This is a genomic window from Salinarimonas soli (genome assembly GCF_008386575.1).
Taxonomy (GTDB): domain Bacteria; phylum Pseudomonadota; class Alphaproteobacteria; order Rhizobiales; family Beijerinckiaceae; genus Salinarimonas_A; species Salinarimonas_A soli.
Genome location: NZ_VUOA01000017.1, coordinates 1 through 13215 on the forward strand (window position 1 = coordinate 1; position 13215 = coordinate 13215).

The 13215-nt window shown below is 70.6% G+C and carries 16 protein-coding genes; 11 read left to right on the forward strand and 5 right to left on the reverse strand.

Going from position 1 to position 13215, the window contains the following annotated elements:
• The first annotated feature begins 192 nt into the window (after window positions 1-192).
• From F0L46_RS07460 to F0L46_RS07480, 5 genes are all read left to right on the forward strand, one after another.
• Window positions 193-729, forward strand: coding sequence for a prolyl-tRNA synthetase associated domain-containing protein (locus tag F0L46_RS07460; protein ID WP_149816438.1), 537 nt, complete (start codon window positions 193-195; stop codon window positions 727-729).
• A 35-nt stretch (window positions 730-764) separates the two neighbouring features.
• Entirely contained in the window at window positions 765-1661 is an 897-nt protein-coding gene (gene trxA / locus F0L46_RS07465; protein ID WP_149816439.1) for a thioredoxin, read from the forward strand.
• A 114-nt stretch (window positions 1662-1775) separates the two neighbouring features.
• Window positions 1776-2447 (forward strand): LON peptidase substrate-binding domain-containing protein, encoded by a 672-nt coding sequence (locus F0L46_RS07470; protein WP_149816440.1) that lies wholly within the window; start codon window positions 1776-1778, stop codon window positions 2445-2447.
• A 72-nt stretch (window positions 2448-2519) separates the two neighbouring features.
• The gene (locus F0L46_RS07475; RefSeq protein ID WP_149816540.1) at window positions 2520-2717 is read left to right on the forward strand and encodes a Trm112 family protein; all 198 of its coding nucleotides are present in this window, start codon (window positions 2520-2522) and stop codon (window positions 2715-2717) included.
• 62 nt (window positions 2718-2779) lie between these two features.
• A complete protein-coding gene (locus tag F0L46_RS07480; RefSeq protein WP_149816441.1) occupies window positions 2780-2992 on the forward strand; it encodes a hypothetical protein in 213 nt (70 codons plus the stop codon).
• Between the two features lie 42 nt (window positions 2993-3034).
• Here the strand turns inward: F0L46_RS07480 and F0L46_RS07485 are convergent, their stop codons facing one another.
• On the reverse strand, window positions 3035-3820 hold the full coding sequence (locus F0L46_RS07485; RefSeq protein ID WP_149816442.1) for an SDR family NAD(P)-dependent oxidoreductase: 786 nt from the start codon (window positions 3818-3820) through the stop codon (window positions 3035-3037).
• 198 nt (window positions 3821-4018) lie between these two features.
• Here F0L46_RS07485 and F0L46_RS07490 point away from each other — a divergent pair, with 198 nt between their 5' ends.
• Window positions 4019-4429 (forward strand): YkvA family protein, encoded by a 411-nt coding sequence (locus F0L46_RS07490; protein ID WP_149816443.1) that lies wholly within the window; start codon window positions 4019-4021, stop codon window positions 4427-4429.
• Window positions 4430-4524: 95 nt separating this feature from the next.
• Window positions 4525-5340 (forward strand): exodeoxyribonuclease III, encoded by an 816-nt coding sequence (locus tag F0L46_RS07495; protein WP_149816444.1) that lies wholly within the window; start codon window positions 4525-4527, stop codon window positions 5338-5340.
• Here F0L46_RS07495 and F0L46_RS07500 read toward each other — a convergent pair.
• Window positions 5335-5796, reverse strand: a complete 462-nt coding sequence (locus F0L46_RS07500; protein WP_149816445.1) for a cyclic nucleotide-binding domain-containing protein — start codon at window positions 5794-5796, stop codon at window positions 5335-5337. The genes F0L46_RS07495 and F0L46_RS07500 overlap by 6 nt on opposite strands.
• Window positions 5797-5799: 3 nt before the next feature.
• Window positions 5800-6486, reverse strand: a complete 687-nt coding sequence (locus F0L46_RS07505; protein WP_149816446.1) for a response regulator transcription factor — start codon at window positions 6484-6486, stop codon at window positions 5800-5802.
• Between the two features lie 138 nt (window positions 6487-6624).
• Between F0L46_RS07505 and F0L46_RS07510 the strand changes: the two genes are divergently transcribed.
• Window positions 6625-7158 (forward strand): L,D-transpeptidase family protein, encoded by a 534-nt coding sequence (locus tag F0L46_RS07510; RefSeq protein ID WP_149816447.1) that lies wholly within the window; start codon window positions 6625-6627, stop codon window positions 7156-7158.
• A 163-nt stretch (window positions 7159-7321) separates the two neighbouring features.
• Here F0L46_RS07510 and F0L46_RS07515 read toward each other — a convergent pair whose 3' ends face one another.
• Window positions 7322-7996, reverse strand: a complete 675-nt coding sequence (locus F0L46_RS07515; protein ID WP_149816448.1) for a YggS family pyridoxal phosphate-dependent enzyme — start codon at window positions 7994-7996, stop codon at window positions 7322-7324.
• A 123-nt stretch (window positions 7997-8119) separates the two neighbouring features.
• Between F0L46_RS07515 and leuS the strand changes: the two genes are divergently transcribed.
• Genes leuS through holA form a run of 3 tightly spaced genes read left to right on the forward strand, consistent with a single transcriptional unit; the run spans window position 8120 to window position 12305 of the window.
• Window positions 8120-10741: a leucine--tRNA ligase gene (gene leuS, locus F0L46_RS07520; protein WP_149816449.1), complete on the forward strand. Its 2622-nt coding sequence runs from the start codon at window positions 8120-8122 to the stop codon at window positions 10739-10741.
• Window positions 10728-11270 carry an LPS assembly lipoprotein LptE gene (locus tag F0L46_RS07525; protein ID WP_149816450.1) on the forward strand — a complete coding sequence of 181 codons (543 nt, stop codon included), beginning with the start codon at window positions 10728-10730 and terminating at the stop codon, window positions 11268-11270. The genes leuS and F0L46_RS07525 overlap by 14 nt, the downstream gene beginning before the upstream one ends.
• Window positions 11271-11273: 3 nt before the next feature.
• A complete protein-coding gene (gene holA / locus F0L46_RS07530) occupies window positions 11274-12305 on the forward strand; it encodes a DNA polymerase III subunit delta (protein WP_149816451.1) in 1032 nt (343 codons plus the stop codon).
• A gap of 15 nt (window positions 12306-12320) precedes the next feature.
• On the opposite strand, the gene F0L46_RS07535 is transcribed toward holA, so the two are convergent.
• The gene (locus F0L46_RS07535; RefSeq protein WP_149816452.1) at window positions 12321-13211 is read right to left on the reverse strand and encodes a ParB/RepB/Spo0J family partition protein; all 891 of its coding nucleotides are present in this window, start codon (window positions 13209-13211) and stop codon (window positions 12321-12323) included.
• Window positions 13212-13215 lie beyond the last annotated feature (4 nt).

A 13215-nucleotide genomic window follows, 5' to 3' on the forward strand; every position in this document is an offset into this window, starting at 1 on the left:
GGGGGTGACGGCTGAGGTGGAGCAGAACAGGACGCACCCGATCGGCTGGTGATCTTTTCGGGTAGGACACCGCCGTCACCCCCCACCCCAGCCCTCCCCCGCAAGGGGGGAGGGAGCAGGGCGGCGCTCGTCGGGGGGCGCCGGGCGCATCCCAGCCTTGAGGCGGGGGGCCCGACCCGCTAAGAGCCCGGCATGCCAGCAAGCCCCGCCGACCTCTTCGCCCTCCTCGACCGTCTCGCGATCCCCCACGCGACGACGGAGCACGAGGCGGTGTTCACGGTGGCCGAATCGGCGTCCGTGAAGGAGCGCATCCCCGGCGGGCACTCCAAGAACCTCTTCCTCAAGGACAAGAAGGGCCGCCTCTTCCTCGTCACGGCGGAGGCCCACACCCCGATCGACCTCAAGCGCCTGCACGAGACGCTCGGCGCGTCGGGCCGCCTCAGCTTCGGCTCGGCCGACCTGCTGCGCGCGACGCTCGGCGTCGAGCCCGGCTCCGTCACCCCGCTCGCCGTGATGAACGACGTGCCCGCGAGCGTCGACGTCACCCTCGACGCGGCGCTGATGGCGCACCCGCAGGTGAACGTCCATCCCCTCGTCAACACCGCCACCACGACGCTCGCCCGCGAGGACCTGGTGCGGTTTCTCGAGGCCACGGGCCACCCGCCCCGCATCCTCGCTCTCCCCAAACCCGACGGGGCTGGCGGGAGCGGGGACGGCATCCCATCTTGACTTCAACTCACGTCTTCTCTGGAGCGCTCCCGCCCATGCTCGCCGAAGGTCCCGCCGCGCCGGACGCGCTGATCAAGGACACGACGACCGCCGGCTTTCGCCAGGACGTCATCGCCGAATCGATGCGCCAGCCCGTGCTGGTGGATTTCTGGGCGCCATGGTGCGGCCCCTGCAAGCAGCTCACCCCCGTGATCGAGAAGGCCGTGAAGGCCGCGGGCGGCAAGGTGAAGCTCGTGAAGATGAACATCGACGAGCATCCCGGCATCGCGGGCCAGCTCGGCATCCAGTCCATCCCCGCGGTGATCGCCTTCACCCGCGGGCAGCCCGTCGACGGCTTCATGGGCGCCCTGCCCGAGGGCCAGATCAAAGGCTTCATCGAGCGCCTGGTCGGTCCCCTGGGGCCAAGCGCGGTGGAGGACGTCCTGGCGGAAGCCGAGGCGCTTCTCGCGGAGGGCGACGCCGAGGGCGCGGCGGAGCTCTATGCCGGGGTGCTCCAGGAGGATCCCGAGAACGTCGCCGCCATCGCGGCGCTCGTGAAGCTGCACGTCGACGCGGGCGATCTCGAGGGCGCGCGCCGCTTCCTCGCCATGGCGCCCGCCGCAAAGGCGAACGATCCCGCCATCGCCGGCGCGCGCGCGGCGATCGAGCTCGCGGCCCAGGCTGAGACCCTGGGCGACACCGCGGAGTTCGAGCGCCGCCTCGCCGCCGATGCGGACGACCATGGCGCCCGCTTCGACCTCGCGGTCGCGCTCAATGCCCGCGGGCAGCGGGAGGAGGCGGTGGAGCGGCTCATCGAGATCGTGCGCCGCGACCGCACCTGGAACGACGACGGCGCGCGCAAGCAGCTGCTGCAGTTCTTCGAAGCCTGGGGGCCCATGGATCCCGTCACGATCCAGGGCCGGCGCAAGCTCTCCGCGATCCTGTTCCGGTAGGGGGAGGGCGCCCGTGCGTCGGCGCGCCGCGTCCGCGCCGGCGCGAAGCGCACTAGGTTGAAGCCGAGCGCGCGGCGGCCGGCACCCGGCCGCAACGCTGGAGGAGGACAGGCCATGGCCATCAACGTCGCCTATAAGGGCCCCGCGGACTGCCCGGGGCTGATCCCCCTGTTCCCGCTGCCCGGCGCCCTGCTGCTGCCCCGCGGCCAGATGCCCCTCAACATCTTCGAGCCGCGCTACCTCGCCATGATCGACGACGCGATCCGCGGCGACCGGGTGATCGGGGTGATCCAGCCGGACGCGGAGGGCGGCGGCTCGCCGCTCGTGCCGAAGCTCTACCGCGCGGGCTGCGCCGGCCGCATCACGCAGTTCGCCGAGACGGGGGACGGGCGCATCCTCATCACCCTCACCGGGATCGCGCGCTTCCGCCTGGAGGAGGAGATCCCGTCCACTACTCCCTACCGCCAGGCGCAGGTGTCCTACGACGCCTTCGCGTCCGACTTCACCCCGCGCCTGGGCGAGGAGGCGGTCGACCGGGAGGCCGTGGTGCGGGCGCTGCGCGATTTCGTGACGGCGCAGGAGATCCAGGTCGACTGGAAGGGCGTCAACGAGGCACCCAACGAGGCCCTCGTGAACGCGCTGTGCATGATGAGCCCGTTCGGCGTGCGCGAGAAGCAGGCCATGCTCGAGGCCCCCGACCTGAAGAGCCGCGCCGAGATCCTCGTGGGCGTCACCGAGTTCGAGCTCGCCCGCGGCGGGGAGGGCGAGGAGCCGACCCTGCAATAGCTGGACGCCGGGACGCGCCTGCGCCATGAGACGGGTCCGCCCTGGGAGAGACCGATGAGCCAAGACACGCCGATGGACACCCCGACCGACGCCGCGCCGCGCGTCGACCCCAAGCTCCTCGAGCTTCTCGTCTGCCCCCTCACCAAGGGGCCGCTGGTCTACGACGCGGCCGCCCAGGAGCTCGTGAGCCGGCAGGCGAAGCTCGCCTACCCGATCCGCGGCGGCATCCCGATCATGCTGCCCGAGGAGGCACGGCCTCTCACGGATTGATCGCCGCCGCCACGGCCGTGCTACAAGGACCCGCACCCCGATTCTGCGAGGCCCAGCGTCCCATGCTCCTGTTTTCCGTACTCCGCCACCGCCGTGCTCTCCGTCTCCTCGGCGCGGGCCTCCTCGCCGCGGCTTGCAGCGGCTGCATCAGCATCGTGGACACCGGTCCCTCGTCGATCCTGACCGAGGCCCGCACGCAGCCCGACACCGCCGTGGTGCAGGACCGCACGGCGGTCGCGGCCCAGGGCGGCCGGGTGATCTCGGTCCGCAACTGACCGGGCGCCTCTCCCCCCGGGCAGGGGGAGAGGCCAAAGCCCCTATTTCGGCTGCATGCGCAGCGCGCCGTCGAGACGGATCGTCTCGCCGTTGAGCATGTCGTTGTCGATGATCGCCCGCACGAGCCGGGCATATTCGGCGGGCTTGCCGAGCCGCGAGGGGAACGGCACGCCGGCCTCCAGGGCCTTGCGGATGTCCTCGGGCACGCTCTCGAACATCGGCGTGTGGAACAGCCCCGGCATGATCGTCATCACGCGGATCCCGAAGCCCGACAGGTCGCGGGCCACGGGCAGGGTCAGGCCCAGCACGCCCCCCTTCGAGGCCGAATAGGCCGCCTGGCCGATCTGCCCGTCGGTCGCCGCCACCGAGGCGGTGTTCACGATCACCCCGCGCCCGCCGTCCTCCGTCACGGGATCGAGGCCCGCCATGGCGGCGGCCGATTTCGCGATCATGTGGTAGGTGCCGATGAGGTTCACCTCGATCGTGCGCCGGAAGGTGGCGAGGTCGTGGAAGACGAGCTCGCCCGTGTCGCGCTTCTTCGAGACGGTGCGCTTGCCCGGCGCGATGCCGGCGCAGTTCACGAGCACCCGCTCGATCCCGTTCGCCTCGCGGGCCCGCGTGAGCCCTGCGTCGACGGACGCCTCGTCGGCCACGTTCACGGCGCAGAACACCCCGCCGATCTCGCCTGCCACGCGCTCCCCGCGCTCCGCGTTCATGTCGAAGATCGCGACGCGGGCGCCGGACTCGGCGAGATGCCGGGCCGTGGCCTCGCCCAGGCCCGAGGCGCCGCCCGTGACGATCGCCGCCATCGTGTTGTCGAGTTTCATCGGTGTTCTCCTCCAGGAGCGTCGGTTGGACGAAAGAGCATGGGTTGGCGGAGCAGCCCGCCGGCCCGAAGGGCTCTAGCCCAGACCGGCCCGCCCGTGAATGCCCTTCGAACGAGCCGTCGCCGTTGCGCCGCGCCCGCCGGGGAGCCATCTGACGGGATGAGCGTTGGCTGGATGAGATCGGGACCCAGGGGCCAGATGAGCGAGTCGATCCTCAAACCCTTCACGAAAGCCGAGATGGACGCCATGCGCGGAACGAGCGGGGATCCGGAGACGATGGACGCGGCGGGCCCGACGCCGGAGGAGACCACGCTGCTTGCCCGCGTCTGGGACAAGGTGAGGCGCGTGGGCCGGCGCCTGCCCTTCGCGGAGGACGTGCTCGCGGCCTATTTCTGCGTGCTCGACCCCGTGACGCCGCGGCGGGTGCGGTTCGTGCTGATTGGCGCGCTCGCCTATTTCGTCCTGCCCACCGACGCCATCGCGGATTTCCTGCCGATCATCGGCTTCACGGACGACGCGGCCGTGCTCGCGGCCGCCATCGCGGGCGTCGCCTCCTCGATCCGCCCCGAGCACCGGGAACAGGCGCGCGAGGCTTTGCAGCAGGTCTGAGCCGGCACGCCGCACGCGCGCGACCGCGAAGCCCCTTGGGGCCGCGGACAGGCATGGGCTAAGAGGGCGCAGCCCCTTCGCCGAAAGCTCCTCCCGTGCGCCTCATCGTCACCAGCTGGAACATCAATTCCGTCCGCCTGCGCATCGACCAGGTGCGCCGCTTCGTCGAGACGGTGCGGCCCGACGTGCTCTGCCTCCAGGAGACGAAGTGCCCCGATGACCGCTTCCCGCTCAAGGACATCCGCGCCATGGGCCTGCCGCACGTCGCCTTCAGCGGCCAGAAGGGCTATCACGGCGTCGCCATCGCCTCCCGCCTGCCCTTCTCCGCCACGGACGTGATGCGCTTTTGCGGCAAGGACGACGCCCGCCACATCGCCGTGACGCTCGGGGCGGAGGCGGGCGCCGCCGCCGGCATCACGCTGCACGATTTCTACGTGCCCGCGGGCGGCGACATCCCCGACCCCGAGCTGAACGAGAAGTTCGCCCACAAGCTCCAATTCCTGGACGAAATGCGCGCCTGGGGCCGGGACGCGCGCCCGGCCCACGGCCCCGCGATCCTGGTGGGCGATCTCAACGTCGCGCCGCTGGAGACCGACGTCTGGTCCCACAAGCAGCTCCTCGACGTGGTGAGCCATACGCCTGTCGAGACCCAGGCCTTGGAGACGCTGCGCCAGGAGAGCGGCTGGATCGACGCCATGCGCCGCCTGCGGCCCGAGCCGGAGCGGATCTATACGTGGTGGAGCTATCGCTCGCCCGACTGGGCCGCCGCCGACAAGGGCCGGCGCCTCGACCATGTCTGGGTCTCGCGCGACCTCGATCCCGCCCTGCGCTCCGTCGAGGTGTTCAAGGAGGCGCGCGGATGGGAGCGTCCCTCCGACCATGCGCCCGTGACCGCCGTCCTGGAGCTATGAGGCGGCGTCCATCGCGACGAGGCGCTCGCGCACCCGCGCCAGCCCCTCGACCGTGGCCGTGAGCTCCGCGGCCACGACCGCATGCATCCGGGAGGCCGCCTGCGGGAACTCCTCCAGCATGCGGCGCATCAGGGACGCCGAGACGTGCAGCACGCTCGTGGCCGACTGCGCGGTGGCCGTGGCGGGCCGGCGCATGGAGGTGAACAGGGCCGTTCGGCCGACGAGGTCGCCGGGTCCCGCCACGAAGGCGGGCTCGCCGGGCCGGGCATGCAGCGCCAGCGCGCCCTCGACCACCACGTAGCCCCCATCTGTCGGATCGCCGCGATGGAACAGCACCTCGCCCGCATGGAGGTTGCGCCGGTCGGCCGCGAAGGCGAGGAGCCGCAGCGCCTCCTCGTCGAGCAGCGACAGCAGCGGCGCGCGGGACAGGAGCGTGATGTCGTCGCCGAGCGCCATGGATCAGGGAACGAGCTTGTACCCGCCGCTCTCCGTGACGAGGATGGCGGCGTTCGACGGGTCGGGCTCGATCTTCTGGCGCAGGCGGTAGATATGCGTCTCGAGGGTATGGGTGGTCACCGCGGCGTTGTAGCCCCAAACCTCCTGGAGCAGGATGTCCCGCGTCACCACCTTCTGCCCCGCCCGGTAGAGGAAGCGCAGGATCGCGGTCTCCTTCTCGGTCAGCTTCAGCTTCGAGCCCTTCTCGCTCACGAGCAGCTTCGCGCCGGGCTTGAAGCTGTAGGGGCCGATCTGGAACACGGCGTCCTCGCTCGCCTCGTGCTGGCGCAGATGCGCGCGGATGCGCGCGAGCAGCACCGCGAACTTGAAGGGCTTCGTCACGTAGTCGTTGGCGCCGGAATCCAGCCCGAGCACCGCGTCGGCATCCGAGGCCTGGGCGGTGAGCATGAGGATGGGGCTGCGAAATCCCTCCTCGCGCATGAGGCGCACCGCCTCGCGCCCGTCCATGTCGGGCAGGCCGACATCCATGATGGCGAGGTCCACCCGCCGCTCTCGCACCTTGCGGATCGCCTCCGCCGCGCTCTCGGCGACCGTGACGTCGAACTCGCCATGGAGGCCGAGCTGCTCGGCGAGCGTGTCGCGCAGATCCGAGTCGTCGTCGACGACGAGCAGGTGGTTGGCGTTCGACATCGGACGAAAAACCCTTGACGCACGGACACTCGCCGCTGGGGTTAGACTAATCGCTATGGGGCTGGCAACAAGGGGTCGGCCAAGATTGGCGTCGATGCGACGTGGACGACGCCCGTCCGGAGGCGCCTGAGGAGTGCCATGAAACGAACCCGCCTGAGGCTCCTGCGCGTCCACCGCTCGCCCCTCGACCACAGGCGCGGGCACATCCGGGTCGGCGGCGCGAGCTTTCCGTGCGCGTTGGGGCGCGGCGGCACCACCCGGGCCAAGCGCGAGGGCGACGGCGCCTCGCCTGTCGGGTGCTTCCGCCTCGTCGGCGCCTATTACCGGCCCGACCGGATGCGCCGCCCCCGCACCGGCCTGCCGCTCGCCCCCCTCCGCCCGGACGACGGCTGGTGCGACGAGCCCCGCGACCGGCGCTACAACCGCCCCGTCCGCCTGCCCTACGGCGCCAGCTGCGAGGCCATGTGGCGCGAGGACCGGGTCTACGACGTGGTGGTGGACATCGCCTGGAACCGCGGCCCGATCCGCCCCGGCCGCGGCAGCGCCATCTTCCTGCACCTCGCCCGCCCGGGCTTCGAGCCCACCGCCGGCTGCGTCGCCGTCGAGCGCCGCCACGTCGCCCGCATCCTCGCCCGGATCGGGCGGAACACCCGGATCGAGATCATGGGCTGATCCCCCTCCCCCTTGTGGGGAGGGGTTAAGGGGTGGGGGTCGGGACGCGGGAGGCCCCGGTCCAGAAGTGGACTGTACGAGCGTGCGTTCTCCCCACCTCCCCGCCAGCTCCGACTTTCCGACCCCCACCCCAACCCCTCCCCACAAGGGGGAGGGGGGACCGTCACCCCCGCGCCCCGAAGATCGCGCTGCCCACCCGCACATGCGTGGCGCCGAGCTGGATCGCCGCCTCGTAATCCGCGCTCATCCCCATGGAGAGCACCGGCAGCCCGTGGCGCCGGGCGATCTCGGAGAGAAGCGCGAAATGCGGCGAAGGGGGATCATCGGCGGGCGGGATGCACATGAGGCCCTCGATCGCGAGCCCATGCTCCTCGCGGCAGGCCGCGATGAAGGCGTCCGCCTCGGCCGGGGGCACTCCGCCCTTCTGCGCCTCCTCCCCCGTATTGACCTGGACGAGAAGACGCGGCGCCCGCCCCGCGCGGGCGATCTCCTTGGCGAGCTCGCGGGCAAGCGACGGCCGGTCGAGGGTGTGGATCACGTCGAACAAGGCCACCGCCTCGCGGGCCTTGTTCGATTGCAGGGGGCCGATGAGGTGGAGCTCGACGCCGGGGAAGCGGTCGCGCAGGTCAGGCCACTTTGTCTTGGCCTCCTGCACGTAGTTCTCGCCGAACACGCGATGGCCGCCCTCCAGCACCGGCACGATCACGTCCGCGGGCATCGTTTTCGAGACGGCGACGAGGGTCACCGTGGCGGGGTCGCGCCCCATGTCGCGGCAGGCGCGGGCCACCTGCGCGCGGACCTCGGCATAGCGGCCCGCGACCATCTCGGGATCGGACATCGGGGCGTCTCCTCATGGGGCAAATTGTTGACCGGCGGGTGCAATCGTGTCCTAGTCCGCGCGAGTCAAGCGGCGCAAGCCGCTCCTGCTTCAACCCCCCACATGAGTTCGATCGAGCCTGCAATGAGGCCTGAGCGGTACAATCCCAAGGAAGCCGAGCCGAAGTGGCAGGCGGTCTGGGCGGAGCGTGACCTGTTCCGCACCCGCAACGACGATCCCCGGCCGACCTATTACGTGCTGGAGATGTTCCCCTATCCGTCGGGGCGCATCCATATGGGCCACGTGCGCAACTACGCCATGGGCGACGTGGTGGCGCGCTACAAGCGGGCGCGCGGCTTCAACGTGCTCCATCCCATGGGCTGGGATGCGTTCGGCATGCCGGCCGAGAACGCGGCGATGCAGAACCGGGTGCATCCCGCCGTCTGGACCTACCAGAACATCGATACCATGCGGGGCCAGCTGAAGAGCATGGGCCTGTCGCTCGACTGGAGCCGCGAGATCGCCACCTGCGATCCGGCCTATTACCGGCACCAGCAGGCGATGTTCCTCGATTTCCTGAAAGCGGGCCTCGTCGACCGCAAGCAGGCGAAGGTGAACTGGGATCCGGTCGACCACACGGTGCTCGCCAACGAGCAGGTGATCGACGGCCGCGGCTGGCGCTCGGGCGCTCTCGTGGAGCAGCGCGAGCTGACCCAGTGGTTCTTCAAGATCACGGATGTCGCGCAGGACCTCGTCGACGCCCTCGACGGGCTGGAGCGCTGGCCCGAGAAGGTGCGCCTGATGCAGCGCAACTGGATCGGCCGCTCGGAGGGGCTGCTGGTTCGTTTCGCGCTCGAATCGAGCACGACGCCGGCCGGCGAGCGCGACCTCGAGATCTACACCACGCGGCCCGACACGCTGTTCGGCGCCAAGTTCCTCGCCCTTGCTCCCGACCACCCGCTCGCCCGCGCGGCGGCCGAGCGCAATCCGGAGCTCGCGGCCTTCATCGAGGAATGCAAGCGGGTCGGCACGGCGCAGGAGGCGATCGACCGGGCCGAGAAGCTCGGCTTCGACACAGGAATCCGCGCGGTCCACCCCTTCGATCCGTCCTGGACCCTGCCGGTCTATGTGGCGAACTTCATCCTCATGGAATACGGCACCGGCGCCATCTTCGGCTGCCCGGCGCATGACCAGCGCGACCTCGACTTCGTCAACAGGTATGGGCTCGGCAACACGCCGGTCGTGTGCCCGCCCGACATCGACCCGGCCGCCTTCGTGATCACCGACACGGCCTATGACGGCGACGGGCGGATGATCAATTCCCGCTTCCTCGACGGGCTTACCATTGCGGAGGCCAAGGAGGAGGTCGCCCGGCGGCTTACGGCACAAGCCCTCGGCAACGCGCCGGTGGCCGAGCGCAAGGTAAACTTCCGCCTGCGCGATTGGGGCATCTCGCGCCAACGGTATTGGGGCTGCCCGATCCCGATCATCCACTGCGCCGAGTGCGGCGTGGTGCCGGTGCCGCACGATCAGCTCCCCGTGGTGCTGCCGGAGGACGTCTCCTTCGACCAGCCGGGCAACCCCCTCGACCGACACCCGACCTGGAAGAACGTCCCCTGCCCGTCCTGCTCCGGCCCGGCCCGGCGCGAGACGGACACCATGGACACGTTCGTAGACTCGTCCTGGTACTTCGCCCGCTTCACCGACCCGACCCTGACGGATCGGCCGACGGACCCGCAGGTGGTGGATCGCTGGCTGCCCGTCGACCAATATATCGGCGGCATCGAGCACGCGATCCTGCACCTGCTCTATTCGCGCTTCTTCACCCGGGCGATGCACAAGACGGGTCACGCGGGCCTCGACGAGCCCTTCGCCGGCCTGTTCACGCAGGGCATGGTGGTGCACGAGACCTACAAGGCCTCGGACGGCGCCTGGGTCCAGCCGGCGGAGGTGCGTTTCGAGACCGACGGCGGGACGCGCCGGGCGTTTCACGTGAAAACAAATGCCCCCGTCGAGATCGGCTCGATCGAGAAGATGTCGAAGTCGAAGAAGAACACGGTCGACCCGGACGATATCATCGCGAGCTACGGCGCCGACACCGCCCGCTGGTTCATGCTCTCCGACTCCCCACCCGAGCGAGACGTGATCTGGACAGAGGAGGGCGTCCAGGGCGCCTGGCGCTTCGTCCAGCGCGTCTGGCGTCTGGTGCTGGAGATCGCCGACCAGCCTGGAGAAGCCGGCGCCGGTCCCGAGAGCGAAACGGCTCTCAGTGTTCGCAAGGCCGCGCATCGCGCCCTCGCCGCGATCGAGGAGGACGTGGAGCGCCTGCGCTTCAACCGTTGCGTCGCCCATCTCTACGAACTTGCCAACACCCTCCAGGCCGGTGTCACGGAAGCCCGGAGCGGCGCCGACGCGGCGGGTCTCGGCGCGGCCCTGCGGGAAGCAGCCACGATCTTCGTACGGCTGCTCGCCCCCATGATGCCGCACCTTGCCGAGGAGTGCTGGGAGGTGCTCGGAGGCGAGGGCCTTGTGGCTCAGGCCGCCTGGCCCGTGGTCGACCGCGATCTCCTCGTCGAGAACACCATCACCCTCCCCGTCCAGGTGAACGGCAAGAAGCGCGGCGACATCACCGTGCCCCGCGATGCCGACCAGGCCGCCGTCGAGGCCGCCGTGCGCGATCTCGACGCCGTGCAGCGGGCCATCGAGGGACGCCCGATCCGCAAGATCATCGTCGTGCCGCAGAGGATCGTGAATGTCGTCGCTTGAGAGCGTTCTCCGCACCTCCCGCCGGCTCGGCCTCGTCGCGCTCGCGGGCTTGGGACTCGCGGGCTGCTTCCAGCCGCTCTACGGGCCGACAGCCTCCGGGGCGCCCCTCCAGACCGTCCTCGCGGCCATCGACGTGGAGCCGGTCACGGTGCCGGTCGCGCAGCAGCGGCTCAGCCATTACATGCGCAGCGAGCTCGTCTTCGATCTCGACGGCTCCGGCGAGCCGCAGCCCAAGCGCTACAAGCTTGCCGTCAGCGTCACGACGAGCCTGCAATCGCCCATCGTCGACACCACGTTCGGCCGCGCCAACGCCTCCACCCTGCTGGGCGAGGCGACCTACACCCTGACCGCCATCAGCGGCGGGGCCTCCGTCACGACGGGCAAGGTGGTGGGATCGGCGAGCTATGAGCGCTCACCGCAGCGCTTCGCCGTGGTCCGGGTGCAGCGCGATGCCGAGATCCGCCTTGCGAAGCTCCTGTCCGAGCAGATCCGCAACCAGCTCGCCCTGACGCTCCGCGCCAAGACCTGAGCCATGGCCGTCGTGAACGCCCGGGACGCGGAGAACGCCCTCCGGCGGCTCGACGCATCGGTCCTCGTGGTTCTCGTCTATGGTCCCGATGACGGGCTCGTGGCGGAGCGCGCCCGCAAGGTCGCAGCCGCCTCGGTCGCCGACCCAGCCGACCCGTTCCAGCTCGTTCGCCTCGACGGTGACGCCGTCGCTTCCGACCCGGGCCGCCTCGCCGACGAGGCCGGCACGATCGGGCTGTTCGGCGCTAAGCGCGCGATCTGGATCAGGCCGACCTCCCGCAATCTCGCTCCCGCCGTGCAGGCGGTTCTCGAGATGGCGCCGGTCGAGGTGCGGATCGTGGTCGAGGCCGGCGATCTCGCCAAGACCTCTCCCGTCCGGACGCTCTGCGAGAAGGCGCCCCGCGCGCTCGCCATCCCCTGCTATGCCGACACGGAGGGCGACCTCACCGCTCTCGTCGACGCGACGCTGAAAGCGGCGGGGCACAGCATCGACCGCGACGCCCGTGCCCTGCTCCTGGCGGGTCTCGGCGGCAACAGGCTCGCAAGCCGGGGTGAGCTCGAGAAGCTCCTTCTCTTCGTGCACGGCCAGACGGAGATCGGCGTCGCGGATGTCGCCGCGGCCCTGTCCGACGTCTCCGCTCATGCGCTCGACGATGTCGTGGATGCAGCTTTCGCCGGCCGGCTCTCCGACGCCGATACGGCCCTGCGGCGCGCGCTGCGCGAGGGCACTCACCCGTCCGTGGTGCTCGGCGCGTTGCTGCGGCACGGCCTGCAATTGCTGCCAGCCCGGGCCGATGTGGAGGGGGGACGTTCGACCGACAGCGTGGTGGAGGCCTGGCGCGGGCTGTTCTTCCGCCGCAAGGCGATCGTGAAGGTGCAGCTCGGGGCCTGGCGCCTGTCCCTCTTGCGCGAGGCGGTCGACATCCTTCAGCGTGCCATCCTCGCGACACGCCAGGCGCCGGACCTCGCCGATGCCGCCGCCGCGCAGGCCGTGATGGCGATCGCCGTCCGGGCGCGCGGGCGCGGCAACGCTTGAGCGCGGAGCGGCCGCCTAGCGCCCGGTGAGCGCCTTCAGCCGGCGGCAGAGTGCGTCGAGCTGCTCGAGATTGTTGTAGCGGATGCGCAGCTCGCCTGCGGTTCCACGATGGTCGATGGCGACCGTCAGGCCGAGCACATCTTCCAGCGCCTGCTCCAGGGCGCGGGTATCGGGATCCTTCTCGCGCCGGGCACGGGCCTCGGGCACGGACTTCACCTCGCCCGCATCCTCCTCCCGGGCGATGCGCTCCACGTCGCGGACGTTGAGACCCTTCTCCACGATGCGCCGCGCCACGCCCTCCGGATCGCTCACCGAGAGAAGCGCGCGGGCATGGCCCGCCGTCAGCTCGCCCTGGGACAGCATCGTCTGGATGTTCGAGGGGAGCTTCAGGAGGCGCAGCGTGTTGGCGACGTGGCTGCGGCTCTTGCCGATGATGGTGGCGAGGTCCGATTGCGAATAGCTGAACTCGTTGATGAGGCGCTCGTAACCGCCGGCCTCCTCGATGGGGTTGAGGTCGGCGCGCTGCACGTTCTCGACGATGGCGTATTCGAGCGAGGTGCGGTCATCCACCTCGAGGACGACCACGGGCACCTCGTGCAGGCCCGCCCGCTGCGAGGCGCGCCAGCGCCGCTCGCCGGCGATGATCTCATAGGCGTCGCTCAGGCCGGGCGCAGGCCGCACGACGATTGGCTGGATGACGCCGCGCTCGCGGATCGAGGCCGAGAGCTCCTCGAGATCCGCCTCGGCGAAGGCCTTGCGTGGATTGCGGGGGTTCGGGCGCAGGAACTCCACAGGCACGCGGCGCTGGCCGCGGCTGCGGTCGAGCACCGACATCTCGTCCCCGACCTCGCCGATGAGGGCGGCCAGGCCCCGCCCGAGCCGCGGGCGCGTCGCTTCTTCGGCCATCGCC